19 protein-coding genes, 1 other RNA gene and 1 pseudogene are annotated in these 25885 nt (G+C 57.1%); 11 read left to right on the top strand and 10 right to left on the bottom strand.

What is annotated here, in order from left to right; translation table 11 throughout:
- The first annotated feature begins 47 nt into the window (after positions 1-47).
- Both FEZ21_RS11360 and FEZ21_RS11365 read left to right on the top strand, forming a co-directional pair.
- Positions 48-2045: a nucleoside-diphosphate sugar epimerase/dehydratase gene (locus FEZ21_RS11360; RefSeq protein ID WP_010656171.1), complete on the top strand. Its 1998-nt coding sequence runs from the start codon at positions 48-50 to the stop codon at positions 2043-2045.
- Positions 2046-2154: 109 nt separating this feature from the next.
- On the top strand, positions 2155-2484 hold the full coding sequence (locus FEZ21_RS11365; RefSeq protein WP_003447144.1) for a helix-hairpin-helix domain-containing protein: 330 nt from the start codon (positions 2155-2157) through the stop codon (positions 2482-2484).
- 57 nt (positions 2485-2541) lie between these two features.
- Here the strand turns inward: FEZ21_RS11365 and FEZ21_RS11370 are convergent, their stop codons facing one another.
- Together FEZ21_RS11370 and FEZ21_RS11375 are read right to left on the bottom strand one after the other, a co-directional pair.
- Positions 2542-3105 carry a TetR/AcrR family transcriptional regulator gene (locus FEZ21_RS11370; protein ID WP_003447146.1) on the bottom strand — a complete coding sequence of 188 codons (564 nt, stop codon included), beginning with the start codon at positions 3103-3105 and terminating at the stop codon, positions 2542-2544.
- A gap of 135 nt (positions 3106-3240) precedes the next feature.
- Entirely contained in the window at positions 3241-3408 is a 168-nt protein-coding gene (locus tag FEZ21_RS11375; protein ID WP_003447148.1) for a DUF2897 family protein, read from the bottom strand.
- Positions 3409-3638: 230 nt separating this feature from the next.
- On the opposite strand from FEZ21_RS11375, the gene pyrF reads away from it, so the two are divergent.
- Positions 3639-4337 carry an orotidine-5'-phosphate decarboxylase gene (gene pyrF / locus FEZ21_RS11380; protein ID WP_003447150.1) on the top strand — a complete coding sequence of 233 codons (699 nt, stop codon included), beginning with the start codon at positions 3639-3641 and terminating at the stop codon, positions 4335-4337.
- Positions 4338-4440: 103 nt separating this feature from the next.
- On the opposite strand, the gene FEZ21_RS11385 is transcribed toward pyrF, so the two are convergent.
- Positions 4441-5445 carry an NADP-dependent oxidoreductase gene (locus FEZ21_RS11385; protein WP_160627132.1) on the bottom strand — a complete coding sequence of 335 codons (1005 nt, stop codon included), beginning with the start codon at positions 5443-5445 and terminating at the stop codon, positions 4441-4443.
- 198 nt (positions 5446-5643) lie between these two features.
- Between FEZ21_RS11385 and FEZ21_RS11390 the strand changes: the two genes are divergently transcribed.
- Positions 5644-6405: an SDR family oxidoreductase gene (locus FEZ21_RS11390; protein ID WP_003447153.1), complete on the top strand. Its 762-nt coding sequence runs from the start codon at positions 5644-5646 to the stop codon at positions 6403-6405.
- Positions 6406-6502: 97 nt separating this feature from the next.
- On the opposite strand, the gene FEZ21_RS11395 is transcribed toward FEZ21_RS11390, so the two are convergent.
- A complete protein-coding gene (locus FEZ21_RS11395) occupies positions 6503-7693 on the bottom strand; it encodes a benzoate/H(+) symporter BenE family transporter (protein ID WP_003447155.1) in 1191 nt (396 codons plus the stop codon).
- Positions 7694-7922: 229 nt separating this feature from the next.
- On the opposite strand from FEZ21_RS11395, the gene FEZ21_RS11400 reads away from it, so the two are divergent.
- Entirely contained in the window at positions 7923-8690 is a 768-nt protein-coding gene (locus tag FEZ21_RS11400) for a GntR family transcriptional regulator (protein ID WP_003447157.1), read from the top strand.
- A gap of 87 nt (positions 8691-8777) precedes the next feature.
- On the opposite strand, the gene guaD is transcribed toward FEZ21_RS11400, so the two are convergent.
- Genes guaD through xdhA form a run of 4 tightly spaced genes read right to left on the bottom strand, consistent with a single transcriptional unit; the run spans position 8778 to position 14760 of the window.
- Positions 8778-10076, bottom strand: coding sequence for a guanine deaminase (gene guaD, locus FEZ21_RS11405; protein WP_003447159.1), 1299 nt, complete (start codon positions 10074-10076; stop codon positions 8778-8780).
- Positions 10073-10942, bottom strand: coding sequence for a xanthine dehydrogenase accessory protein XdhC (gene xdhC, locus FEZ21_RS11410; RefSeq protein ID WP_127195920.1), 870 nt, complete (start codon positions 10940-10942; stop codon positions 10073-10075). The genes guaD and xdhC overlap by 4 nt, the downstream gene beginning before the upstream one ends.
- Positions 10935-13310, bottom strand: coding sequence for a xanthine dehydrogenase molybdopterin binding subunit (gene xdhB / locus FEZ21_RS11415; protein ID WP_160627134.1), 2376 nt, complete (start codon positions 13308-13310; stop codon positions 10935-10937). Before xdhB ends, xdhC begins: the two co-directional genes overlap by 8 nt.
- The gene (gene xdhA, locus FEZ21_RS11420; RefSeq protein ID WP_160627136.1) at positions 13303-14760 is read right to left on the bottom strand and encodes a xanthine dehydrogenase small subunit; all 1458 of its coding nucleotides are present in this window, start codon (positions 14758-14760) and stop codon (positions 13303-13305) included. The genes xdhB and xdhA overlap by 8 nt, the downstream gene beginning before the upstream one ends.
- 224 nt (positions 14761-14984) lie before the next feature.
- Between xdhA and FEZ21_RS11425 the strand changes: the two genes are divergently transcribed.
- From FEZ21_RS11425 to FEZ21_RS11450, 6 genes are all read left to right on the top strand, one after another.
- Positions 14985-15644 carry a GntR family transcriptional regulator gene (locus tag FEZ21_RS11425; RefSeq protein ID WP_003447165.1) on the top strand — a complete coding sequence of 220 codons (660 nt, stop codon included), beginning with the start codon at positions 14985-14987 and terminating at the stop codon, positions 15642-15644.
- A 2-nt stretch (positions 15645-15646) separates the two neighbouring features.
- The gene (gene smc, locus FEZ21_RS11430; protein WP_160627138.1) at positions 15647-19135 is read left to right on the top strand and encodes a chromosome segregation protein SMC; all 3489 of its coding nucleotides are present in this window, start codon (positions 15647-15649) and stop codon (positions 19133-19135) included.
- A gap of 256 nt (positions 19136-19391) precedes the next feature.
- Positions 19392-20270: a cell division protein ZipA gene (zipA, locus tag FEZ21_RS11435; protein ID WP_003447169.1), complete on the top strand. Its 879-nt coding sequence runs from the start codon at positions 19392-19394 to the stop codon at positions 20268-20270.
- A gap of 96 nt (positions 20271-20366) precedes the next feature.
- Complete coding sequence (gene ligA, locus FEZ21_RS11440; protein ID WP_010656165.1) at positions 20367-22724, top strand: NAD-dependent DNA ligase LigA; 2358 nt, start codon at positions 20367-20369, stop codon at positions 22722-22724.
- A 221-nt stretch (positions 22725-22945) separates the two neighbouring features.
- Positions 22946-23042: signal recognition particle sRNA small type (gene ffs / locus FEZ21_RS11445), an RNA gene on the top strand.
- A 499-nt stretch (positions 23043-23541) separates the two neighbouring features.
- The gene (locus tag FEZ21_RS11450; RefSeq protein ID WP_160627140.1) at positions 23542-24606 is read left to right on the top strand and encodes a ParA family protein; all 1065 of its coding nucleotides are present in this window, start codon (positions 23542-23544) and stop codon (positions 24604-24606) included.
- A 123-nt stretch (positions 24607-24729) separates the two neighbouring features.
- Here the strand turns inward: FEZ21_RS11450 and FEZ21_RS22620 are convergent.
- A pseudogene (locus FEZ21_RS22620) lies at positions 24730-24913 on the bottom strand (recombinase family protein); the annotation flags it as partial.
- A gap of 309 nt (positions 24914-25222) precedes the next feature.
- Positions 25223-25840 carry a recombinase family protein gene (locus FEZ21_RS11455; protein WP_160627142.1) on the bottom strand — a complete coding sequence of 206 codons (618 nt, stop codon included), beginning with the start codon at positions 25838-25840 and terminating at the stop codon, positions 25223-25225.
- Between the last annotated feature and the right edge of the window lie 45 nt (positions 25841-25885).

A 25885-nucleotide genomic window follows, 5' to 3' on the forward strand; every position in this document is an offset into this window, starting at 1 on the left:
TAGAGTGTTGATGGTTTTTTTTGTGCAGCATAGGTGTTCAAGGGTTTATGGATAAAATTCGAACGTACTTACTCAACCTGTCACGGCGGCAAAAACGCGTTATTCAAGTGGCCACAGATGTGATTCTTGTCTGGATTGCCCTGTGGTTGGCTTTTGTCGTGCGGCTAGGTATCGAGGAAGCGCTTTTTCCATTCGAGATGCACCTTTCTCTTTTCGCTTTTGCGCCCCTGATAGCCATTCCTCTATTTGTCCGGTTCGGTATGTACCGCGCCGTGATGCGCTATTTCGGCAACGATGCCCTGATAGCGATTGTCAAAGCAGTAAGTCTGTCATCGCTGGTTCTGGCTGTAGTGATGTATTGGTACAGCAATCCCGAAAACCTTGTGCCGCGCTCGATAGTTTTCAACTACTGGTGGCTGAGCCTGATCATGCTGGGCGGTTTGCGTCTGGCCATGCGGCAATACTTCCTGGGTGACTGGTTCTCTGCTGCTCAGCACGTTCCCTTTACCAGCCGGGACGACGGCTTGCCCCGTGTTGCCATTTACGGTGCCGGCGCTGCGGGTAATCAGCTGGTCGCGGCCCTGCGCATGGGCAGAATCATGCGCCCTGTAGCTTTCATCGATGATGATGAAAGCATCTCTGATCGTGTTATCTCCGGTTTGCAGGTGTTCAAGCCTGAAAACATGCAGCAGATGATTGATCGGACAGGTGCACAAGAACTCTTGTTGGCAATCCCTTCTTCGTCCCGCGGTCGCCGTCGGGAAATTCTGGGTCTGCTTGAAGGCTTCCCGCTTCATGTGCGCAGCGTTCCAGGTTTCATGGATCTGGCCAGCGGCCGGGTCAAGGTCGACGATATCCAGGAAGTGGATATTGCCGATTTGCTGGGGCGTGATGCGGTACCTGCCCAGGGGGAGTTGCTGGAGCACTGCATTAAAGGTCAGTGCGTACTCGTGACGGGGGCGGGCGGCTCCATTGGTTCAGAGCTGTGTCGGCAGATCCTGGCACTTCGACCAACGACGTTGCTGCTGTTTGAACACAGCGAATTCAATCTTTACAGCATTTGTTCCGAACTTGAGCAACGGGTTACTCGTGAGTCACTGTCGGTGAGGGTATTACCGATTCTGGGCTCGGTGCGTAATGCGCACAAACTGCTGGAGGTCATGAAGACCTGGGGTGTCGATACTGTGTATCACGCTGCCGCGTACAAGCATGTCCCAATGGTTGAGCACAACATTGCTGAAGGCGTACTGAATAACGTTATTGGCACGCTCAATACGGCCCAGGCTGCTTTACAGTCCGGGGTTGCGAACTTTGTGCTGATTTCTACTGACAAGGCTGTACGTCCGACCAATGTGATGGGCAGCACCAAGCGCCTGGCCGAGATGACGCTTCAGGCGCTCAGTCGGGAAGTGGCGCCTGTACTGTTTGGCGATGCAGCTAATGTTTCGCGGGTTAATAAAACCCGCTTCACCATGGTTCGCTTTGGCAATGTACTGGGCTCTTCGGGATCGGTCATTCCGCTGTTTCACAAACAGATCAAAGCCGGCGGGCCACTGACTGTGACTCATCCCAAAATTACCCGCTACTTCATGACTATCCCGGAGGCCGCACAGCTGGTGATTCAAGCCGGTTCCATGGGGCAGGGCGGTGATGTGTTTGTGCTCGATATGGGCGAGCCTGTGCGCATTGTCGAGCTGGCCGAAAAAATGATTCACCTTTCCGGCCTCAGTGTTCGCTCAGAGAAGAATCTGCATGGCGACATCGAAATCGAATTCACGGGCCTGCGCCCGGGCGAAAAGCTTTACGAAGAGTTGCTGATTGGTGACAACGTAGTAGCGACCCGGCACCCGATGATCATGAGTGCCAATGAAGACATGTTGCCCTGGGATGAACTCAAGCAGCGGCTGAGACAATTGCTTGAAGCGGTGGATCAGGACGACTATCCGCTGGTACGGCAACTATTGCGCGATACGGTCAGTGGTTATGCCCCCGAGGGTGAAATTGTCGACTGGATCCATCAACAACGTCGTTCAGAGTTGTTATGACTACATACTCTGCAACGCAGTGATTTTTGACACTCCGCTTCCATCACCTAAGTTTGGAGTACAGCTCAGGAAAGCTGTTTCTACTTAACGATGTAAAGGAGTGTCACTTATGCGTATTAGCTTTCTGTCTTCGATGTTTTTGGCCCTGATGGTGGGTATTTCCGGCGTAGCTCATGCTGCGCCCCAGGCGGAGGTACCCAAGCCGACTGTAAGTGCCCACGCTGAGCCAGAAGCACAGCTGGTAACGGTCAACCTCAACACTGCAGATGAGGCGACACTCCAGCGTGAACTCTCTGGTGTAGGGGCCGCCAAAGCCAGGGCCATAGTGGCTTACCGTGAGGCCAACGGGAACTTCGCCTCGGCAGATGAACTTCTGGAAGTGACCGGGATAGGCAAGGCCATTTATGACAGGAATCGCGATAAGGTCGCGGTGAACTAAGCCAGCCGGTGGAAAGTAAAAAGGCCAGTCATTGACTGGCCTTTTTACGTCTGGTGTTCAAGCCTGCTGGTCTGATTGCTTCAATGCATTACGCGTTACTGCAAGAATCTTCTCTCTGAGTGCATCGCTTTGGGCTCCGCGAGACAGGACCAGAGCCCCAACCAGTGTTGCAAGTATCACAATGCTCCGGTCTTGAGCATCCGGCTCCTCAAGGGCGCCCTCAATCTGTTCAAGTCTGGCGTTGATTACGTAGTCCGTGGTGGAGCTGGGAAGCCCTTGTTGGGCCATTTCAGCGGACATTGTTGGTAGCGGGCAGCCTTCATGGGGAGAAGTGACGTGCCATTGGGACAAGTAAGTGTCGATGAATGCATTGAGTGGTTGCGGCTGGCTGAATAGTTGTTCGCAGATGGTGTCCACTTCATCAGCCGCATGCTGCAGGGCTTTTTCTACCAGTTCGTTTTTCGACGAAAAGTGTGCATAAAAGCCACCGTGGGTGAGGCCCAGGGATTTCATGAGGGGTTGTAGCCCCGTGGCGCCAATCCCGTCTCGCCGGAAGAGCCCGGATGCTTCTTTGATGATGCGTTTGTGGGTTTGGGCTTTATGACCTGGGGAGTACCGCATGGCTGCTGTCTCTTATGCAATCAAGCATCATAGCCTTGGGCTCCAGGGAGATGTACAGGTGTTTCATTCCAGGGCATGTAGATATTTATAGTCGACAACCCAGCCCATGGGCTGGGTAAACATAGTCAGACTGTCTCAGCGGTCCTTCGACTCTTTCTCATCCATTTCGGCGTTACGTTCGGCTACACGTTTACGCTGTTCATCGGTCAGTTCAACTTTGTTGGCGGTTTCACGTAAAGTCATCAGCGCGCCAACGATGGCGCCGATAGCTACGATCAGAATTAACCAGGCATACCAGGGCATAGTGTTCTCCTTGTTGAGTGAACCGCTGTGCAAGGCGTTCGCAAAGCGGGTTGCGGTCTGTCCTTTTGAGTCTGTGACTACGCAGTGGTTTCATTGTAGGCCGGTTAATCTGCTGCGGGTCTTATAACTCTTTAGATGACTAAAATTGTGAAATTGCGATCATCGGGTGCCGGTAAGCGGCTGGTTCCGCTACAATGCGCGCCGATTTCGACCAGCCTGAGAACCCGCTAATGTCCGACTGCCAGACTCCTATTATCGTCGCCCTGGATTTCCCAACGCGTGACGCCGCACTGAAACTGGCTGATCAGTTGGACCCGAAGCTGTGCCGGGTGAAAGTGGGCAAAGAGCTGTTTACCAGCTGTGCTGCGGAAATTGTCGGCACTTTGCGTGACAAGGGTTTTGAGGTGTTTCTGGATCTCAAATTCCACGATATTCCCAATACCACAGCAATGGCGGTTAAAGCTGCCGCCGAAATGGGCGTGTGGATGGTGAACGTTCACTGCTCGGGCGGGATGCGGATGATGGCCGCGTGCCGTGAAGTGCTCGACAAGCGTACCGGCCCGCAACCGCTGCTGATTGGTGTGACAGTGCTGACCAGCATGGAGCGCGAAGACCTGGCCGGGATTGGCCTGGACATCGAGCCTCAAGAGCAGGTACTGCGGCTGGCTGCCTTGGCCCAGAAGGCCGGTATGGATGGCCTGGTCTGCTCGGCACTGGAAGCGCAAGCGCTCAAGGCTGCGCATCCAGCGCTAAAACTGGTGACCCCGGGGATTCGTCCTGCAGGCAGCGCCCAGGATGATCAGCGCCGTATTCTGACCCCGCGCCAGGCGCTGGATGCAGGCTCTGACTATCTGGTAATCGGCCGCCCGATCAGCCAGGCTGCGGACCCGGCCAAAGCTCTGGCTGCGGTGGTCGCCGAGCTGGCCTGACTGCGCGCTAATTAATACTGATTCTGTAACAACGGCTTGCCTGCGATGCTCTCGCGGTCAGGCCGTTGCCACTTCAGGGGGGGCACAATGATCAAGTGCCGGGTCAGACCTTCAAGATCAACTTGCCGAAGTTTTCCCCGCTGAACAGTTTCATCAGGGTTTCGGGAAATGTTTCCAGCCCTTCAACAATATGCTCCTTGCTTTTGAGTTGGCCTTTGGCCAGCCATCCGGCCATTTCTTGCCCTGCTGCTGCATAGCGGTCGGCATAGTCCATCACCACAAACCCTTCCATGCGTGCGCGATTCACCAGTAGCGACAGATAATTGGCCGGCCCTTTTACGGCTTCCTTGTTGTTGTACTGGCTGATGGCGCCACAAATCACTACGCGGGCTTTAAAGTTCAGGCGGCTAAGTACTGCATCGAGAATATCGCCGCCGACGTTGTCGAAAAACACATCGACCCCTTTAGGGCATTCGCGCTTAAGACCTGCGATGACGTCTTCGCTCTTGTAGTCGATAGCCCCGTCAAAGCCCAGCTCTTCAATCAGTAACTTGCATTTCTGTTTGCCCCCGGCAATACCCACCACGCGGCAGCCTTTGAGTTTGGCGATTTGCCCGGCAATGCTGCCGACCGCACCGGCGGCGCCGGAAATCACGACGGTGTCACCCGCTTTAGGTGCGCCGACTTCGAGCAAGGCGAAATAGGCGGTCATCCCGGTCATCCCCAGTGCTGATAAATACACTGGCAAAGGTGCGAGTTTCGGATCGACTTTGTAGAAGCCCCGGGGTTCGCCCACGAAGTAGTCCTGCACCCCCAGCGCACCGTTCACATAGTCACCGACTGCAAAACCGGGATGTTCGGAGGCAATCACCTGACCGACACCCAGGGCGCGCATCACTTCGCCCAAACCGACCGGCGGAATATAGGATTTGCCTTCGTTCATCCAGCCGCGCATGGCCGGGTCGAGCGACAGGTATTGATTCTTGACCACTATCTGGCCTGCGCCCGGCTTGGCCACAGGCACTTGCTGAAAGCTGAAGGTGTCCCGTGTTGCGGCGCCGACGGGGCGTTTGGCAAGAAGAAACTGGCGGTTGGTCTCGGCGGTCATGGTCTGCACTCAGCTAAAAGACAAAGACTGTTGATAGCCCTTCTTGCCTGGCCCAGCAAGTGAATCTCGGCTCACGAATGCTTTTTCATCACCTTGAGTGATTGTGGTGGGCAGGGATTTATCATTTCGATAAATAAGGGGCTGATCTGTGTGCGTGCCTACACTCTGCACAGCTTTTCCCCTTCGAGGACAAAAATAATGAGCATGAGCTTTTCCGGGCAGGTGGTGGTTGTCACGGGGGCAGGGGCCGGTATTGGCCGGGCAACCGCGCTGGCCTTTGCCGCAGAGGGTTTGAAAGTCGTAGTGGCCGATCTGAATGTTGCCAGCGGTGAAGGCACGGTTGAGCTCATCAGGGCTGCGGGCGGCACATCCGTGTTCGTACCCTGCAATGTGACCCTCGAAGCCGAGGTAAAACACTTGATGGCGCAGACCATCAGCACTTACGGCCGCCTGGACTATGCCTTCAATAATGCCGGGATCGAGATTGAACAGGGGCGTCTGGCAGAGGGTACACAGGATGAGTTTGACGCGATCATGGGGGTTAACGTCAAAGGTGTCTGGTTGTGCATGAAGTATCAGTTGCCGCTGCTGCTGGCCCAGGGCGGCGGTGCAATCGTCAATACCGCGTCGGTGGCGGGGCTGGGGGCGGCCCCGAAGATGAGTATTTATTCGGCATCCAAGCATGCAGTGATTGGTTTGACCAAGTCAGCGGCCATTGAATATGCAAAGAAGGGGGTTCGGGTGAACGCGGTATGCCCGGCGGTTATTGATACCGACATGTTTCGCCGTGCCTATGAGGCAGATCCGAAAAAGGCTGAGTATGCAGCGGCAATTCATCCCGTGGGGCGTATAGGCACAGTGCAAGAGGTGGCCAGTGCGGTGCTGTATTTATGCTCTGACGGTGCAGCCTTTACCACGGGCCACGCCCTGGCCGTGGACGGCGGAGCGTTGGCGATTTGAGCGAGCGCCAACCAATTGTGCAGGAGTCGGGCTTGCTTGCGAGCTCCTTACCTCAGCATCGCCAGCGAGCCCGGCTCCTATAGAGTTGCATTGCCGGTCAGCGCGCTTTCCAGTTCAGGATGATCAAGGTCAACACGCCCGCGACAATTCCCCAGAAGGCCGAGCCAATCGAGAACAGGGTCATTCCGGACGCTGTGACCATAAAGGTGATGAGTGCGGCTTCGCGTTCTTTCGATTCAGCCATGGCGATGGTCAGGCCATTGCTGATGGAGCCGAACAGGGCCAGTGCTGCAATCGACAGTACCAATTCTTTGGGGAAGGCTGCGAACAGTGCCGCCAGCGTTGCACCAAAGGTCCCGGCAATACCGTAGAAAATGCCGCACCACATTGCCGCCGTGTAGCGTTTTTTAGGGTCTTCGTGGGCATGGGGGCCAGTGCATATGGCGGCACTGATCGCGGCCAGGTTAATCCCGTGGGAACCGAAGGGTGCGAGCAGCAGCGAGGCGACACCGGTGGTGGTGATCAGCGGCGAAGCGGGGACGTTGTAACCATCGGCCCGCAGCACGGCGATGCCCGGCATGTTCTGGGAGGTCATGGCCACCACAAATAGCGGGATACCGATACTGATGGTCGCGGCTATCGAGAACGAGGGTGTAGTCCATACCGGGACCGCGACTTCCAGGGCGAAACCGCTGAAATCCAGGAGTCCAAGCAAGCCCGAGATCAAGGTGCCGATCATCAGGGCCGCGAGCACGGCATAGCGCGGCAACAGGCGCTTGACGATCAGGTAAGTGACCAGCATCCCGACCACCAGCCCGGTGCGATGTTGGGCCGCGACGAAAATCTCGCTACCGATCTTGAACAGGATGCCCGCCAGTAAAGCCGCTGCCAGTGACCCGGGGATACGTTTGACCAGGCGCTCGAAGCTGCCGGTCATGCCGCAGATAATGACCAGCAGTGCACAGGTGATGTAGGCGCCGATAGCCTCGCCATAGCTGACGCCACCGAGGCTGGTGATCAGTAGCGCGGCCCCGGGCGTAGACCAGGCGATGGTGATGGGGGTGCGGTAACGCAATGACAATCCTATGCTGCAAACAGCCATGCCAATTGACAAGGCCCATATCCACGAGGAAATCTGTCCGCTGCTCAGACCTGCTGCCTGGCCGGCCTGAAACATCAGCACCAGGGAACTGGTGTAGCCGGTCATCATTGCGATAAAGCCTGCGACCACGGCTGAAGGCGAGGTGTCGGACAGCGGATGTAACCGCGGCAGAGGGGCGTCGGACATGGTGCGCAATTCCTTGTTCTTGAAGAGAGTTCTGACAGCACGCAAGCCTAAACGCAAAGCTAACCTGTCATTGCGATACAGCCGGGATCGCAAATGACCGTACAGTCGTACTGGCACTCTGGCTTGTGTACAATGCGCCCTGATTTTATGCATTAATTCTTTGCCAGCGACGCCCGTTACCGTACTGAGGTAACGTCTAATTCGCCGCCGCTTTCCCACACGAGTGCCCATGAACGAACAGTTGCAGCCTCTCAAGAAACAATCCCGCGCAGGCAAGGCCGGCCGCAGTGGAACCCAGGACGATATCGTCTACGCGCATATTTTCGAGGCGATTCTCGAACAGCGTCTGGCGCCTGGAACCAAGCTGAGTGAAGAAGCGCTGGGTGAAATCTTTGGGGTGAGCCGTACCATCATTCGTCGTGCCTTGTCGCGTCTGGCCCACGAAGGGGTCGTATTGCTGCGGCCAAACCGTGGTGCGGTGGTGGCCAGCCCCAGTATTGAGGAAGCGCGTCAGGTATTTTTTGCCCGGCGGCTGGTAGAAAAGGCCATCACCGAACTGGCTGTGGTGCATGCCTGTGCCGAGGACCTGGCGCAGTTGCGCAAAATGGTGGAAGACGAGCGTGACAGCTTTTCGCGGGGCGATCGCGGGGCCGGGATCCGCTTGTCAGGCGAGTTTCACCTGAAACTGGCAGAGGCTGCCAAAAATGCGCCCCTGATCAGCTTCCAGCGCAGCCTGGTGTCGCAAACGTCACTGATTATTGCCCAATACGAGAGCGGCAACCGCTCGCACTGCTCCTACGACGAGCACATGCAATTGATCGATGCGATTGAAGCGCGTGATGCCGCGCTGGCTGTAGACCTGATGATGCACCACATGGATCACATCGACAGCAAACTCAACCTTGACGAAGAGAGCGCCTCGGACGATTTGCATGCGGTGTTCTCGCACTTGCTGCAAACCAAGGGCAAAAGCCCCCGGCCTGCAGCCAAGCTGTAAACCCGCCATCGATTCCTGAAGGAGCGAGCCTGCTCGCGATGTCATCGCCGGCAAGCCGGCTCCCACAAGGTAGCGGTGTATTCAGGTTTAGCGCTGATGCACCAGATTGCCCGCTGCATAGGTCTGTTGCACGGTGCGGTCATCGCCCAGGGTCATCAATACAAACAATGTTTCGGCAATGTTTTTCGACTGCTTGAGGCGATAGCTCATCAACGGTGTGGCGTTGTAGTCCAGGACCACAAAGTCCGCATCGCTGCCCGCTTGCAGGTTGCCGATACGGTCTTCCAGACGCAGGGCCCGCGCGCCGCCCAGGGTGGCCAGATACAACGACTTGAACGGATCGAGGCGTGCACCCTGCAGTTGCATGACCTTGTAGGCTTCGTTCAGGGTGTTGAGCAGCGAGAAACTAGTGCCTGCACCCACATCCGTGCCCAGCCCGACATTGAGCTTATGCTTCTCTGCCATCGGCAAGTTGAACAGGCCGCTGCCAAGGAACAGGTTGGACGTCGGGCAGAAAGCCACTGCCGAGCCGGTTTCAGCCAGTCGGGCGCATTCCTCGTCACACAAATGCACGCCATGGGCAAATACCGAGCGCTCTCCCAGCAGTTGGTAGTGGTCGTACACGTCCAGATAGCCTTTACGCTCCGGGAACAGCGACTTTACCCACTCAATTTCTTGAAGGTTCTCGCTGATATGGGTGTGCAGATACAGATCCGGGTATTCACCCAACAACTTGCCCGCCAGGGTTAATTGCTCTGGCGTACTGGTCGGCGCGAAGCGTGGGGTCACCGCGTAATGCAGGCGGCCCTTGCCGTGCCAGCGCTCGATCAGCGCCTTGCTTTCGCTGTAGCCGGTTTCGGCGGTGTCGGTCAGATACTCCGGCGCGTTACGGTCCATCATCACTTTGCCGGCAATCAAACGCAGGTCCAGACCCTGGGCGGCTTCGAACAGGGCATCCACTGATTGCGGATGCACGCTGCCAAATACCAGGGCCGTGGTGGTGCCGTTGCGCAGCAGTTCCTTGAGGAAAATGCCTGCCACTTCGTCGGCATGGGCTTTATCGGCAAACTGGTTTTCGCACGGGAAAGTGTAGGTGTTGAGCCAGTCGAGCAACTGCTCGCCGTAGGCACCGATCATCCCGGTTTGCGGGAAGTGGATATGGGTGTCGATAAAACCGGGCGTGATCAGCGCATCGGTGTATTCCGTGATCTCGGTATCGGCGGTCAGTGTCGCAAGCAGCTCGCTGGCTGCTCCGACGGCTTTGATCAGACCGTTTTCGACCACCAGCAGGCCATCTTCGAAATACTCATAGGAGGCTTCAATGCCGACTTCGGCGGGGTCGGCAATGCTGTGCAGGATGGCGGCGCGATAGGCTTTACAGGTCATGACAATTCTCGGTGCGTGGCATGGCTGCGTCGTGAAGACGGCAGCAATTGTTTAATGGGTTCAGATGACGCGGTGTTGCCACTGGCCGTGTGCTGGCCAAAGTGGGCGTTATAGGTGGCGATGATTTCGCCGGCGATGGATATGGCGATTTCCACAGGCAGTTTGCCTTTGACTTCGCTCAAGCCCATCGGGCAGCGCAAGCGCTGCAAATGTTGCGGGCTGAAACCGCGGTCGCGCAGGCGATGCTCGAACTTCACGCGCTTGGTTTGGGAACCAATCAAACCGAAGTAGGTAAAGTCGTTACGTTTGAGCAAGGCGGCGCTGAGTTCCAGGTCCAGGGCGTGATTATGCGTCATGACGATGCAGTAGCAACCTGTTGGCAGCGCATCCACCTCGTCGACGGGTTCATCGGTGACGATTTTTCGCACGCCTGCAGGTATTTGCGTCGGGAATTCCTGTTCCCGCGAGTCGATCCAGCGCACCCGGCACGGCAGGCCGGCAAGCAGCGGCACCAGTGCACGCGCCACATGGCCGGCGCCAAAGACGGCGATCTGGGCCTGCACCTGGCCCATGGGCTCGAACAGCAACAGGGTTACGCCGCCACAACATTGGCCCAGGCTGGCGCCCAGGCTGAACCGCTGCAGATGGGTGTCGTGCTTGCCGCTGTCGAGCATCTGGCGGGCAATCTCCATCGCCTTGTATTCCAGATGACCGCCGCCGATGGTGTCGAAGGTCTGCGCGGCACTGATTACCATCTTCGAGCCGGCATTGCGCGGGGTCGAGCCTTGCTCCTCGATAATGGTCACCAGGACGCAAGGTTCGCCTTGTAGCTGCAGGTCGGCCAGGGCGCTGATCCAGTTATTCATACGGTTTCTCCCGGGCTGCTTTACGCATTTGCTCACACCCCCACAACACCCGCTCCGGTGTTGCCGGCGCGTCGATCTCGGGTTGCAGGCGATAATCGGCGAGGCTGGCGACTGCATCCTTGATCGCACACCAGGCGGCGATGCCGAGCATGAACGGTGGCTCGCCTACGGCCTTGGAGTGGAACACCGTGTCTTCCGGGTTCTTGCGGTTCTCCACCAGGGTTACCCGCAGGTCCAGGGGCATGTCCGCCACGGCCGGAATCTTGTAGCTGGCCGGGCCGCTGGTCATGAGTTTGCCTTTGGCATTCCACACCAGTTCTTCCATGGTCAGCCAGCCGGCGCCCTGGATGTAGCCGCCTTCGACCTGGCCAATATCAATGGCCGGGTTCAGGGAGGCGCCCACGTCGTGGAGGATGTCTGTGCGCAACATCTTGTATTCGCCGGTCAGGGTGTCGACTATGACTTCGGCGCAGGCGGCGCCAAAGGCAAAGTAGTAAAACGGCCTTCCGCGTGCCTGGGTGCGGTCATAAAAGATCTTTGGTGTTTTGTAGTAGCCGGTGCTCGACAGTGAGACCTGGCCGAAATACGCCTGCTGGATCAGGGTTTCAAAGCTGATGATCTGCTCGCCAACGCGGACCTGGCCATTGTGAAACATCACATCCTGCGGCTCGACCTGATACTTGCCGGCTGCAAACTCGATCAGCCGTTGCTTGATGATTTCAGCAGCGTTTTGCGCGGCCTTGCCATTCAGGTCGGCACCGCTGGAGGCGGCAGTCGGCGAGGTGTTTGGCACCTTGTCAGTGTTGGTCGCGGTGATTTGCACGCGACTGATCTCCACTTGAAACACCTCGGCCACCACCTGGGCCACCTTGATGTTCAAGCCCTGACCCATCTCGGTACCACCGTGGTTGAGGTGGATGCTGCCGTCAGTGTAGATATGGATCAGTGCCCCGGCCTGGTTGAGAAAACTGGCGGTAAAGGAAATACCGAATTTAACCGGGGTCAGTGCCAGGCCTTTTTTCAGCACCGGACTGCTGGCGTTAAACGCCTTGATCGCTTCGCGTCGCTCGTAATACTGGCTGCTTGCCTCGAGATCTGCGGTCATTTCCTCCAGCAGGTTGTGCTCCACGGTCTGGTAATAGTGGGTCACGTTGCGTTCAGTCTTGCCGTAGTAGTTGGCCTTGCGCACGGCCAGCGGATCGAGGGCCAGGTGGCGGGCGATACGGTCCATGACCTCTTCGATGGCAACCATCCCTTGGGGCCCGCCAAAACCGCGATAGGCGGTGTTTGAAGCGGTGTTGGTTTTGCAGCGATGGCCATTGATCGTTGCGTCGCCCAGGTAATAGGCGTTGTCGGCATGGAACATGGCGCGGTCGACGATGGAATTGGACAGGTCAGGCGAGCACCCGCAGTTACCGGCCAGGTCCAGCTGAATGCCTTGCAGTTGGCCCCTGGCATCGAAGCCGACGTCGTATTCGATATAGAACGGATGGCGCTTGCCGGTCATCAGCATGTCTTCGACCCGTGGCAAACGCATTTTGCTCGGCTGGCCGGTCAGGCGCGCGACTACCGCGCACAGGCAGGCGGGGCTGGCCGCCTGGGTCTCCTTGCCGCCAAAGCCTCCGCCCATGCGCCGCATGTCGACGACGATTTTGTTCATCGAAACATCAAGGACTTCGGCGACCAGTTTCTGCACTTCGGTCGGATTTTGCGTCGAGCAGTAAACAATCATGCCGCCATCTTCGGTAGGCATTACCGAGGAGATCTGGGTTTCGAGATAAAAGTGTTCTTGCCCGCCGATATGCAGGCTGCCCTGCAAGCGGTGAGTGGCCCGGGCCAGTGCACCGCTCGAGTCGCCGCGTTGATGGGTGTGGCTTTCGAGCACGAAGTGCTTGTTGCGCAGGGCCTGCACCACATCGAGCACCGGCTCCAGGTCTTCATACTCGATAATCGCCGCCATTGCTGCCTTGCGGGCGGTATCCAGGTCCTTTGCGGCCACTACCAGTACCGGCTGGCCAACAAACTCCACCTTGTCGATGGCCAGCAGCGGGTCGCCGGGCAGCAGCGGACCAATGTCCTTGAGGCCGGGAATATCCTCATGGGTGATTGCCAGGCGCACTCCGTCAAAGCCATAGCAGGGCGATGTATCGACGCGAATGATTCTGGCGTGAGCCCGGTCGGACAAGCGCGCGTAAAGATGTAGCTGATTGGGAAACTCAAGTCGGTCATCGATGTACTGTGCTTCACCCGAAACGTGCTTCTCGGCACTGTCATGTTTGACACTGCGGCCAACGCCGGTCTTCAGGTCTTGCCGGAAGAGGGCGGTCAACTCGGCCTGGGTTGGCTCAATCTTGTGATGATTAGACATATGCTGTTACCCGCGTCTCAAGGTGTGGCGTTTGCTGCTCGATGAAAAATTTGCGCAGCAGGTTTTGCGCGCTCAGCAGGCGGTATTCCTTGCTGGCGCGAAAGTCGGACAGCGGGGTGAAATCTTCGGCCAGTGCCGCACAGGCCCGCTCAAGGGTCGACGGGTTCCAGGGGGCGCCGAGCAGGGCATCTTCACAGGCTTTGGCCCGTTTGGAGATGGCAGCCATCCCGCCATAGGCGACCCGTGCCTCAACCACCAGGCCGTTGTCGATATGCAGGTTGAAGGCCGCGCACACGGCACTGATGTCGTCATCCAGGCGCTTGGATACTTTATAGGCGCGAAAGGTATGACTCTGGCTGGCGCGAGGGATGACAATTTTCTCGATAAACTCGCCTTCCTGACGAGCCGTCACCCGGTAGTCGATGAAGTAATCCTCAATCGCCAGGGTGCGCCGGGCTTCCCCTTTGCACAGCACCAACTGTGCACCGAGAGCGATCAGTAGTGGAGGAGTGTCACCAATGGGCGAGGCGTTGCCAATATTGCCGCCAAGGGTGCCCTGATTGCGGATTTGCAAGGACGCGAAGCGTTGCAGCAGTTCGCCGAAGTCCGGGTATTCAGCCTTGAGCGTGCTGTAGGCGTCAGTCAGTGAAACGGCAGCCCCGATTTCAAGGCGGTCCTCAAAGCGTTCGATCAGTTTCATTTCGGCCACGTTGCCGACATAGATCATGACCGGTAACGGGCGATGAAACTGGGTGACTTCCAGGGCCAGATCGGTCCCTCCGGCCAGCAGGCGGGCCTGGGGGTGCGACTCATATAGCTGAGCCAGATCGCTGATGGTCAAGGGCAGCAGGCAGCGTTTGTCGCCGCTGTTCAGTTCTGCGGTCTGGGTCGGGGTAATGGCTTCGAGTTGAGCGATGGTCTGGCTCTGTTGCGCATCGAACTGATCGCCCCGCTCTGCGTTGCAGGCCTGCTCGGCGGCGGCCAGGATGGGGCGGTAACCGGTACAGCGACACAGGTTGCCGGCCAGCGCTTCGTGCGCCTGATGACCATCATGGAGGCCGGTGCTGTTCTTTTGCAGGGCGAACAGCGACATCACGAAGCCCGGGGTGCAGAAACCGCACTGTGAACCATGGCAGTCGACCATTGCCCGTTGCACGCTGTGCAGCTGGCCCTGGTGTTTGAGGTCTTCAACGCTGATCAGTTGCTTGCCGTGCAAGGTCGAAACAAAGGTCAGGCACGAATTGATACTGCGATAGCGCAGGCTCCGGGTGCCTGTATCGTCGCTATGCAACTCACCCACCACCACAGTGCAGGCACCGCAGTCGCCGCTGGCGCACCCTTCCTTGGTGCCGGGTTTGTGCAGGTGCTCGCGCAAGTATTCAAGCACGGTCATGTTCGGGTCCAGCGCATGCTCGCAGCGCAGCGTCTGGTTGAGTAGGAACTGGATCACGGAAGGCCTCGCAAAATCATTATTGTTATAGAGCGGGATGGACTGAATCTAGCTAAAGCTGACTCTCAGGTCAAGAAATTAGGCTCGACTGTCCCGGTGATTTAAATAACGGGAATTTATTTGCTTATTTCGTGCCAAATTCAGGGTTTGCGGCACTCCGCTAGCACCGGGCAAGTGAGTTACACTGCGCCGCTTGTACTGATCGAAGATTTTGAAGGTAAAACATGACGTTCAAGGCGCCGGATAGCCTCGCCGAGCAAATCGCTCACCACCTCGCCGAACGCATCATTCGGGGCGAGCTCAAGCCTGGGGAGCGCATTCAAGAGCAGAAAGTGACTCTGGCACTTAACGTCAGTCGCGGTTCTGTGCGCGAAGCGTTGCTGATTCTCGAGCGCCGGCACCTGATCGCCATCCTCCCGCGGCGCGGCGCCCATGTCACCGAGCTCACTGCGCACAAGGTGCAGAGCCTGTGCACGCTGATGAGCGAGATGTACATTCTGCTGGGCAACGCCGTGGCCCGCCGCTGGGCGGTACAGGCTGATCTGGGGCCTTTCCTGCAGATTCAGCAGCGTCTGGTCGCCAGCTACGAGCGTCAGGACATCAGTGCATTTGTCGAAGACAGTTTCAATGTGATGCGTGCGGCGTTTCCGTTTGCCGACAACCCGTATTTGCAGGAAACCGTTGAAAACCTGCATCCGGCCATGAGCCGTGCCTATTACCTGGCGCTGGATCAGCGCAAGGCTGAAATGAGCGAATACCTGGAACTCTTCGCGCAGTTGCTCGAGGCCGTAGTGGCGCGTGATTTGCCGCAGATTCGCGAGGTTCTGAGCCGCTATGCCCAGCGCAGTTGTGACCTGGTGCTGTCTGCCTTGACGGTTGCCTGAGCGTGCGCCTCACTTGCATCAAACTCGCGGGCTTCAAGTCCTTCGTCGATCCGACAACCGTTAACTTCCCGAGCAATATGGCGGCCGTTGTAGGCCCTAACGGCTGCGGCAAGTCGAACATCATCGACGCCGTGCGCTGGGTGATGGGTGAAAGCTCGGCTAAAAACCTGCGCGGCGAGTCGATGACGGATGTCATCTTCAACGGTTCCACCACACGCAAGCCGGTGAGTCAGGCCAGCATCGAACTGGTGTTCGATAACTCCGACGGCACGCTGCTGGGCGAATACGCGGCCTACGCCGAGATTTCCATCCGTCGTAAAGTGACCCGCGACAGTCAGACCACCTATTACCTCAACGGTACCAAGTGCCGTCGGCGTGATATCACCGATATTTTCCTGGGAACCGGTCTCGGGCCGCGCAGTTATTCGATTATCGAGCAGGGCATGATCTCGAAACTGATCGAGTCCAAGCCCGAGGATCTGCGTAACTTTATCGAAGAGGCGGCAGGCATCTCCAAATACAAGGAGCGTCGCCGCGAGACTGAAAACCGTATTCGCCGTACCCACGAAAACCTCGCCCGCCTGACCGACCTGCGTGAAGAGTTGGGGCGTCAGCTTGAGCGCTTGCATCGCCAGGCCCAGGCAGCCGAGAAATATCAGGAATACAAGGCCCAAGAGCGTCAGCTCAAGGCTCAGCTGTCAGCTTTGCGCTGGCAGGCACTGAACGAGCAAGTGGGCCAGCGCGAAGCGGTTATTGGCAACCAGGAAGTCAGTTTCGAAGCCCTGGTGGCCGAGCAGCGCAATGCCGATGCCAGCATCGAACGCTTGCGTGACGGGCACCATGATCTGTCAGAACGCTTTAATTTGGTGCAAGGACGCTTCTATTCGGTCGGCGGTGATATTGCCCGGGTCGAGCAAAGCATTCAGCACGGTCAGCAGCGTTTGCGTCAGTTGCAGGATGACCTGCGCGAAGCCGAGCGTTCCCGTCTCGAAACCGAGGCCCATCTGGGGCATGACCGGACGATGTTGGCGACGCTGGGTGAAGAGCTTGAAATGCTCGCGCCAGAGCAGGAACTGACCAGCGCTGCGGCCGAAGAAGCGGCAGCCGCGCTGGAAGAATCCGAACACACCATGCATGGCTGGCAAGAGCAGTGGGATGATTTCAACCAGCGCTCGGCAGAGCCCCAGCGTCAGTCCGAAGTCTTGCAGGCGCGTATCCAGCAGCTGGAAACCAGCATGGAGCGCGTGGCCGAGCGTCAGCGCCGGCTGGCAGAAGAGCGCGCCTTGCTGGCGGCCGATCCTGAAGATGCGGCGATTCTCGAGCTGAGTGAGCAACTGGCAACCAGCGAGCTGACCCAGGAAGAACTGCAAGCCAGTGAAGAGCTGCTGGTCGAGCGGCTGGAGCAGGTGCGGCACGATTTGCAGCAGGCGACACAGAATCAGCAGCAGGCACAGGGTGAGCTGCAGCGGCTCAACGGTCGCCTGGCCTCCCTTGAGGCCTTGCAGCAGGCAGCTCTGGACCCGGGCACCGGTGCAGCGCAGTGGTTGCAAGACCAGCAGCTCGCCGATCGCCCACGTCTGGCCGAAGGCCTGCGCGTTGAAGCCGGCTGGGAGCTGGCGGTCGAGACGGTTCTTGGCGCCGACTTGCAGGCCGTGCTGGTGGATGACTTTGCGCAACTGGACCTGGCCGGTTTTGCCCAGGGCGACCTGCGCCTGTTCAGTGCCGGTGCCCAGGGCGGTCGTTTGGCCGGCAGTTTGCTGGACAAGGTCGAGGCCGACTTCGATCTCTCGCCATGGCTGGGTCAGGTCAGGGCGGTGGAAACCCTGGAGCAGGCGCTGGCCATGCGCGTGCAATTGGCCGATGGCCAGAGCCTGATCAGCCGGGACGGGTATTGGGTCGGGCGCAACTTTTTGCGGGTTCGGCGTGCCAGCGAAGCGCAAAGCGGTGTGTTGGCCCGGGGGCAGGAAATTCAGCATTTGGGTGCTGAGCGCGAAGAGCGTGAAGCCGCACTGGCCAGCCTTGAAGAACAGCTACAGCGTTTGCGCGAGCAACAGTTGACCCAGGAAGACTCCCGCGAGCAGGTGCGTCGCCGTCTGCAGGACGAAGCCCGTCAGCAAGGTGAGATCAAGGCCCTGCTATCTGCCAGCAAAGCCAAGGTCGAGCAATTGACCTTGCGCCGGCGTCGCCTGGATGAAGAGCTGGTCGAGCTGGGAGAGCAGCGAGCCCTGGAGCATGAGCAGGTTGGCGAGTCCCGCCTGCAGCTCCAGGATGCGCTGGATGCCATGGCCACCGACACTGAGCGGCGTGAGCTGCTGTTGGCCCAGCGCGACAGTCTGCGCGAGCGCCTGGACCGGGTGCGCCAGGAAGCGCGTCAGCACAAGGATCACGCTCACCAGCTGGCGGTGCGTCTGGGCTCGCTCAAGGCGCAGCACGACTCAACGCGTCAGGCCCTTGAGCGGCTGGAGCTGCAGTCCGAGCGTCTGGCGGAAAAGCGTGAGCAGCTCAGTCTTAATCTGGAGGAGGGCGAGGCTCCCCTCGAAGAATTGCGCCTCAAGCTTGAAGAGTTGCTCGACAAGCGCCTGACCGTGGATCAGGAGCTCAAGATCGCCCAGACCGCCCTTGAGGATGCTGACCGTGAATTGCGCGACGCTGAAAAGCGCCGCAATCAGGCCGAGCAGCAATCGCAGCTGATTCGCGGGCAGCTTGAACAGCAGCGCATGGAGTGGCAGGCGCTGACAGTGCGTCGAACCACGTTGCAGGATCAGTTGCTGGCCGATGGCTATGACCTGCACGGGGTGCTTGCAACCCTGAATGCCGAGGTCAATGAGCAGCAGGCTGAAGAAGAGCTGGAACGTATTGCAGCGCGGATTCAACGTCTGGGGGCCATCAACCTCGCGGCCATCGATGAGTACCAGCAGCAGTCCGAGCGCAAACGTTATCTGGATGCCCAGGATGCCGACCTGGTCGAGGCGCTGGATACCCTGGAAAACGTTATTCGCAAGATCGACAAAGAGACGCGCAGTCGCTTCAAAGACACCTTTGATCAGATAAATGGTGGATTACAGGCACTTTTCCCAAAAGTTTTCGGTGGTGGCAGCGCTTATTTGGAACTGACGGGCGAAGATTTACTCGATACAGGGGTAACTATCATGGCGCGTCCACCGGGCAAGAAGAACAGCACCATTCATTTGCTGTCCGGTGGCGAGAAAGCATTGACTGCCCTGGCACTGGTTTTTGCCATTTTCAAACTCAATCCTGCGCCGTTTTGCATGCTTGATGAAGTTGACGCACCGCTTGATGACGCTAACGTGGGCCGCTATGCCCGCCTGGTAAAAGAGATGTCACAGACCGTGCAATTCATTTACATCACCCACAACAAAATCGCCATGGAAATGGCCGATCAGTTGATGGGAGTGACAATGCATGAGCCCGGCTGCTCTCGTCTGGTGGCGGTTGATGTCGAGGAGGCAATGGCAATGGTCGATGCTTGAGCTATAAGCATGTAGGGGGATTTTTCTTCTCGAAAGAGAATTCCTGAATATTTGTCTGGCATGACTGATGGGTCGTGGGCTATATGGGCATTAGCCCAATGCGACAGACGGTGTAAAGTTATCTTTGGTCGTGTTAATTTAGCGTCTAATTTTTTGTACGTGGGTAAAACGCCATTCAGAACATAGAGTTGGCGCCACGTTTTAAAGGGCTTTAGGCTCTTCTTCATAGAATCATTTTTTAGGGGCACGGGATTACATGGAAATCGGTCTGCGCGAGTGGCTGATAGTCATCGGCATAGTGGTCATCGCCGGTATTCTTTTTGATGGCTGGCGCCGTATGCGCGGCGGCAAGGGCAAACTCAAGTTTCGCCTTGACCGCAGCTTTTCCAACGTCCCTGACGAGGAGACCAGCGCCGAGCTGCTGGGTCCTTCGCGAGTCCTGGACACGCCGGCCCATAAAGAGCCCCAGCTTGACGAGCACGACCTGCCATCGGTCAGCATGTCGCCACGGGACAAGGGTTCCAAGCGCAGCAAGCGTGGCGGGGAGCCGAGCCAGGGTGACCTGAATCTCAATCTGGATCTGGAAGACGGTCCGAGCATCAGCGCCCGCGATGATGACTTCGCCCAGGAAGCCAAACCACGCGGGCGTTCAGCGCCAAGTGTGGCGGCGGTTGAAGCGAAGGAGCCAGCAGCACAACAGGCCGCTGAAGAAGTGCTGGTCATCAGTGTGATCAGTCGCGATCCTGCCGGCTTCAAAGGGCCTGCATTGCTGCAGAACATCCTTGAAAGCGGTTTGCGCTTTGGTGAGATGGATATTTTCCACCGCCACGAAAGCATGGCCGGTAATGGCGAAGTGTTGTTCTCCATGGCCAACGCCGTGAAACCGGGCGTGTTTGATCTGGATGATATTGACCTGTTCAGCACCCCTGCCGTGAGCTTCTTTCTCGGCTTGCCGGGCCCGCGTCATCCCAAGCAGGCATTCGATGTGATGGTTGCCGCTGCACGCAAGTTGTCCCAGGAGCTCAACGGTGAGCTTAAGGATGACCAGCGCAGTGTTTTGACGGCTCAGACCATCGAGCATTACCGTCAGCGCATCGTCGAGTTCGAGCGTCGTGCCCTGACCCAGAAACGCTAAACAGGTGGGGGCAGGCATGCTTGCTCCCGCAGAAACGCAAAATGATTAACGCAAGAGCAGCCTCGGCTGCTCTTTTGCTTTGTGAGAGAACACCCCATGACCGCCGCCAATACCCGAATTCTAGAGCTGCGCGCTGAACTGGATCAGCACAACTATCGCTATCACGTACTCGACGAGCCCAGCATTCCGGACGCCGAGTACGATCGTCTGTTTCGCGAGCTCAAAGCGCTGGAGACCGAGCATCCGGAGCTGATCACCCCGGACTCGCCGACCCAGCGAGTCGGCAGCGCGGCGTTGTCGGCTTTTACTCAAGTGCGCCACGAAGTGCCGATGCTGAGTCTTGGCAACGCCTTTGATGAAACAGACATGCGTGAATTCGACCGGCGCGTCAGCGAAGGTCTGGATTTGCCGGCGGGCGATCTGTTTGGCGGCGGCGCCGAAGTTGAATACAGCTGTGAGCCCAAGCTCGATGGTCTGGCGGTCAGCTTGCTGTATCGGGACGGCAATCTGGTGCGCGGAGCTACTCGCGGAGACGGCACCACGGGCGAAGACATCAGTGTCAACGTGCGCACGGTACGCAATATCCCGCTCAAGCTGCATGGCAGCGGTTGGCCCGCAGTCCTGGAGGTGCGGGGCGAGGTCTTCATGTCCAAGGCCGGCTTTGACCGTCTTAACGAGACCCAGCTCGCCGCAGGCGGCAAAACCTTTGCCAACCCGCGTAACGCCGCAGCAGGCAGTTTGCGGCAGCTGGACTCGAAAATTACCGCCAGTCGTCCTTTGGAGTTTTGCTGCTACGGCCTTGGTCAGGTGTCTGAGGAGTTTTCAGACACCCATATCGGCAATCTCAAGCAGTTGCAGCAATGGGGCATGCCGATCAGTCATGAATTGAAACTGGCCCGGGGCATTGGCGAATGCCTGGACTACTACCGTGATATTGGCGAGCGCCGCGCGTCCCTGCCTTATGAAATCGATGGTGTGGTGTTCAAGGTCAATAGCCTGGCATCGCAGCGTGAGCTGGGCTTTCGTGCCCGCGAGCCGCGCTGGGCTATTGCTCACAAGTTCCCGGCGATGGAAGAGCTGACCGAGCTGCTGGATGTGGAGTTTCAGGTCGGTCGTACCGGTGCGGTCACGCCGGTGGCGCGTTTAAAGCCGGTCAAGGTGGCGGGGGTCACGGTCTCCAATGCCACGCTGCACAACATGGATGAAGTGGCGCGTCTGGGGCTGATGATTGGTGACACGGTGATTATTCGCCGTGCCGGTGATGTGATTCCGCAGGTGGTGCAAGTGGTGCTGGAGCGGCGTCCTGAAAACGCTCGCCCGGTGCAGATCCCGGAGAGCTGTCCGGTGTGCGGTTCCCACGTAGAGCGCACGCAACTGATCAAGCGCAGCAAGGGTCGCGAAACCATCAGTGAAGGGGCGGTGTACCGCTGTGTCGGGCGACTGGCCTGCGGGGCCCAGCTCAAACAGGCGATCATTCACTTTGTTTCGCGTCGGGCCATGGATATTGAAGGCCTGGGCGAAAAAAGCGTCGAGCAGTTGGTGGATGAGGGGTTGGTGAGTTCGCCGGCCGATCTGTACACCCTGACCTTCGAAAAAATTGTCGACCTTGAAGGGTTTGCCGAGCTGTCGAGCAAGAATTTGCTGCAGGCAATAGCTGACAGCAAACGTCCGGCATTGGCGCGCTTTATATACGCTCTGGGAATTCCCGATGTAGGAGAGGAGACGGCCAAAGTACTGGCGCGCTCATTGGCCTCTCTGGAGCGTGTACAGCGTGCTTTGCCGCAAGTACTCACCTACTTGCCGGATGTCGGGCTGGAAGTGGCCCACGAGATTCACAGCTTCTTCGGTGATGCCCATAACCAGCAGGTGATAGCGCAATTGCTTGAGCGTGGCCTGGAATTGCAGGACCAGGGAGATCTGGGGGCCGAGTTCGCGGCCAGTGCCACCTTGGGCGGGTTGATCGACAAGCTGCATATCCCCTCGGTTGGGCCGGGTGGTGCGCAAAAGCTGGCCGAAAAGTTTGTAACCCTTGAGGGGGTAATCAACGCTGACTGGCTCGATATGCGCCAGGCGCTGCCTGAGAAACAGGCCAAAGCGGTGCGCGAATTTTTCGACAACCCAGAAAATGCCCGGGCGGCTCTGGCTGTCGAGGCGCAGTTGCGCGACTTCGGCATGCACTGGCAGAGCGAGAAAAAGACCGTGGAAGGTTTGCCGCTGGCCGGGCAGACCTGGGTGCTGACCGGCTCGCTGGAGTTGATGAGTCGCGACGTCGCCAAAGACAAACTCGAAAGCCTGGGAGCCAAGGTTTCGGGTTCGGTCTCCGGCAAGACCCATTGCGTGGTGGCGGGCCCCGGCGCGGGCTCGAAACTGGTCAAGGCCAATGAGCTGGGGCTCAAGGTACTGGATGAGGAAGCCTTTGTGGCGTTCCTGGGTGAGCAGGGCATCCAGATCTAGAGTGGTAGCCCCCTGCAGGAGCGAGCTTGCTCGCGAGCTCTTCGCGGCCTTGTTGAAAAGCTCGCTCCTGCAGAGTCTGCTGCCCGGTCCCCGCCCTGTATGGCCCAATCCAAGTGCTTGAGCCCGCTCATTTTTTTATTCTTGCCGCAGCGGTTGTAAGTTTTCCTCAGACAGGTACAATGGCGCCGTTCGCTGCTAAGCGGATGTTGTTATGGTGACCCTATCGGTCCCTCCGCAACGATTACCCGTTAACCTGGTCAGATCCGGAAGGAAGCAGCCACAGCGGGAACATTGTGTGCCGGGGTGTGGCTGGTGGGGTTGCCTCCATTCTCTAAGTCCTTGATTCTACAAGGATTTTCGCGTCAAAAATCTCGAAGTGTGACAGCGTTTAGGTACACCTAAGTGGTGCGCCGTGCTGGCAATACTACCTTGTCCGTTTTCAATCGCCAATCCGATGGTTTGTAGAGGTAGTGTCGCGCTCTCAGGTAGCTGTGTGGGAAGGGTTCAAATCTCTATCTCTCCGCCATACAAATGAAAGCCCCGCAGAGCTTGATCTGCGGGGCTTTTTCGTTTCTGAATTGTACGTAGAAGCCGCGCTCAGCTTCCCCCGTAGGTTCCTGGTGACAGTTGCAAGCTAGCTACAGGGAGCTTGACGCACTTCCATCGACTTGTGATCGGCAATTTTCATCCGTGCTGCTCACTTGCTGATGATTGCGGTGTTCTTGTTCGTGGGGAGGCTGCTTTGATGTCCTTCCTTCAAAAAAATGTCCCGCCTGCTCATAAGGATGTTAAATTGCCACTAGGTAAGGAGAACCTAATGAACATTGACAAAATCATCGCTCGACAAGCTGCATACTACGCAAATGATGCGCAGTTGTTTCAAACAAGAGGGAGTATCTTAGACCTGTCATTGCCAAAGTTTGAAAAGTATGCGGTGTGTAACTTGCGAGGTGGGATAGGCAAGTCAACGCTAACGTTTAACTTGGCTTATGACTCGCAGAATATTTTGGCGATTGATACCTGTCCGCAGGGTAACTCTACAGCTTTCTTTAGTGGTGGTCAGGCGGTTACAGGGGTCACTATGTATGATGCGTTACTTCCCTACACCATGCCAAGGATGTCATTTCCATCAAACATTGCGCTTCCTGTAGAGAACTATAATCAGTATTTCGAGGGTCATAATTCGTACTTCGTTCCGTCTTCGGCGAATTTGTACGAGTTTCCTACTCTTCTCGAAGGCGCATTGGCTCAAGCTCGAAACATTCCTGTCGTTCGTGAGGCTGAGAGGGCAAAAGTCCAGATACTGGAGTCTCTCAAGAGTCTGATTGAGCGAGAGTTGAAAAAGCTTGAGGTTAGTCGAGTCATTATCGATACTTCTCCGTTCTTCTCGGGGGCAACGCAGCTCTCTTGGCACGCAGTGGACGCATTGATCGTCCCGGTGCGTACCGACCAACAGTCGGTGGATTCTCTTGAGTTGCTACTCGATTTGTTGGGTAATCCCAATAGGGCGTTCATGCGAGCAATGGGCGATGCAGGGCTTTCAATTCCAAAGATTCAAATGGTTGTTGTAACTCATTGCGGTTGGTCTACAGCGCCCGGTGCTCGCAATGAGCCTAATAATCAAACCAAGATATATCTGAAGAAAGTAAAAGAACTTATCAGTAAGAATATGCAGCACTTTACAACTAATGATCCCGACAATCATATTGTGCCAGTGGATGATTTCCTTGGCTCTGGTCGCATTGCTTCGGCCAAACAAATCCCAATAAAATGCTTGAGGCCGAATCAGAGTTTTACTATTAATGGGCAGCAGGTTGAGGTAAATTCGTCCGTTGAGAAATGTCAAAAGCAGCTTTCATTTATTTCTCAAAGCATTTGGTAATCGTAGTTGCTAGTCTCTCGTTCTGAGGGGCTGGCAGACTTAATTCCAGTGGCGCTTGACCGTCGCAATAGCAATGCCGAGTTCATTCGCCACTTGAGCCTGTTTCATACCCTTCGCCTTAAGCTCTGTGCTGTCCAGCAACTTCTGAAAGCCCTGACGACCCTTTGCGATGGTGCTGCCTGAGACGGTTTCCTCGGTTACACAGGCTCGCCTGTAAATCGAAACCAGCGGACTTTACTTCCTGTACTTGGTTCTCAGTGAGCTGGGTGGAGGTGCTGACGCGGCAGTAAAGGAAAGTGCGGGACATTAGGTTTGCTTCTTGATGGGATCATTTTAAGTGCTCCGCCAGCCTGAACCACGGCTTTAGATCGCGTTGGCGGGGGGCGAAATCCCTCTGTGGGAGATCGCTAGTGTCAAGCTAGCAGTCGTTTAATAGAGCGGATGGTATGCAAATATTAGCCGAATCCCTAGCGCGTCACATCGGCTGGTCAAAGCTCGATTTATCTGGCTCTTACGCTGAGCTATAGCGCTCAATTAGGCGTTGTAGCGATGAGGTAGGGATACCCACAGGGTAAGAGTTGGCGCGTCTTAAAGGGTCAGAAATGACGATACTTTGTTAAGGGTGCTGCTTGAGTGCGCGTTGCACGGTAGACAGAGCGCATCCGACGATTGTTGCTGTGTCACGAAGGCTGTTACCTGATGCCCTGCAAGCCTTAATGCGAGCGTGTAGCTCCTGATCAGCCGGACGGCCTTTGTACGCTGCTTTGTTCTTTGCCTTTTCGATACCCTGCGCCTGACGGCGACGACGATCCTCATAGTCCTTACGAGCTACGACCGCCAGCATGTCGAGCAGCATCCCGTTGACGGCGGCAATCATCCCCTTTGTGAAGTCATCCATGCCGTCTGTGGCCTTCAATGCTGTATGGCTGGTGGATAGGTCAAGCGATACAACTGTCACCTTCTTGGCTGCAATGGTGGCCTTGAGGCTTGCCCAGTCTTCTTGTGATAGGCGGGAGAGGCGGTCTACGCCTTCAATCAGCAGCACGTCACCCTCGTGGCTGTCTTCTAGCAGTCGGAACAGTTCAGGACGATCCAGCTTACTGCCTGACTCGTTCTCAATGTAGAAGGCGGCAATCTTGTGATCATGCTCTGATGCGAAGTCGATTAGCGATTGCTTGGCACGGCTGGCGTCTTGTGAGTCTGTACTGGCGCGAAGATAAGCTCTGATGAACATGATGGTGAGGCCTGTGCTCTTTTGGGTGTACCGATTGTGTGTGTG

This window comes from Pseudomonas sp. 9.1(2019), from assembly GCF_009910445.1.
Lineage (GTDB): Bacteria > Pseudomonadota > Gammaproteobacteria > Pseudomonadales > Pseudomonadaceae > Aquipseudomonas > Aquipseudomonas paraversuta.

Coding starts and splice junctions, on each gene's coding strand:
- FEZ21_RS11360 (WP_010656171.1), top strand. CDS start 48: ATGGATAAAATTCGAACGTACTTACTCAACCTGTCACGGCGGCAAAAA.
- FEZ21_RS11365 (WP_003447144.1), top strand. CDS start 2,155: ATGCGTATTAGCTTTCTGTCTTCGATGTTTTTGGCCCTGATGGTGGGT.
- FEZ21_RS11370 (WP_003447146.1), bottom strand. CDS start 3,105: ATGCGGTACTCCCCAGGTCATAAAGCCCAAACCCACAAACGCATCATC.
- FEZ21_RS11375 (WP_003447148.1), bottom strand. CDS start 3,408: ATGCCCTGGTATGCCTGGTTAATTCTGATCGTAGCTATCGGCGCCATC.
- pyrF (WP_003447150.1), top strand. CDS start 3,639: ATGTCCGACTGCCAGACTCCTATTATCGTCGCCCTGGATTTCCCAACG.
- FEZ21_RS11385 (WP_160627132.1), bottom strand. CDS start 5,445: ATGACCGCCGAGACCAACCGCCAGTTTCTTCTTGCCAAACGCCCCGTC.
- FEZ21_RS11390 (WP_003447153.1), top strand. CDS start 5,644: ATGAGCATGAGCTTTTCCGGGCAGGTGGTGGTTGTCACGGGGGCAGGG.
- FEZ21_RS11395 (WP_003447155.1), bottom strand. CDS start 7,693: ATGTCCGACGCCCCTCTGCCGCGGTTACATCCGCTGTCCGACACCTCG.
- FEZ21_RS11400 (WP_003447157.1), top strand. CDS start 7,923: ATGAACGAACAGTTGCAGCCTCTCAAGAAACAATCCCGCGCAGGCAAG.
- guaD (WP_003447159.1), bottom strand. CDS start 10,076: ATGACCTGTAAAGCCTATCGCGCCGCCATCCTGCACAGCATTGCCGAC.
- xdhC (WP_127195920.1), bottom strand. CDS start 10,942: ATGAATAACTGGATCAGCGCCCTGGCCGACCTGCAGCTACAAGGCGAA.
- xdhB (WP_160627134.1), bottom strand. CDS start 13,310: ATGTCTAATCATCACAAGATTGAGCCAACCCAGGCCGAGTTGACCGCC.
- FEZ21_RS11425 (WP_003447165.1), top strand. CDS start 14,985: ATGACGTTCAAGGCGCCGGATAGCCTCGCCGAGCAAATCGCTCACCAC.
- zipA (WP_003447169.1), top strand. CDS start 19,392: ATGGAAATCGGTCTGCGCGAGTGGCTGATAGTCATCGGCATAGTGGTC.
- ligA (WP_010656165.1), top strand. CDS start 20,367: ATGACCGCCGCCAATACCCGAATTCTAGAGCTGCGCGCTGAACTGGAT.
- FEZ21_RS11450 (WP_160627140.1), top strand. CDS start 23,542: ATGAACATTGACAAAATCATCGCTCGACAAGCTGCATACTACGCAAAT.
- FEZ21_RS11455 (WP_160627142.1), bottom strand. CDS start 25,840: ATGTTCATCAGAGCTTATCTTCGCGCCAGTACAGACTCACAAGACGCC.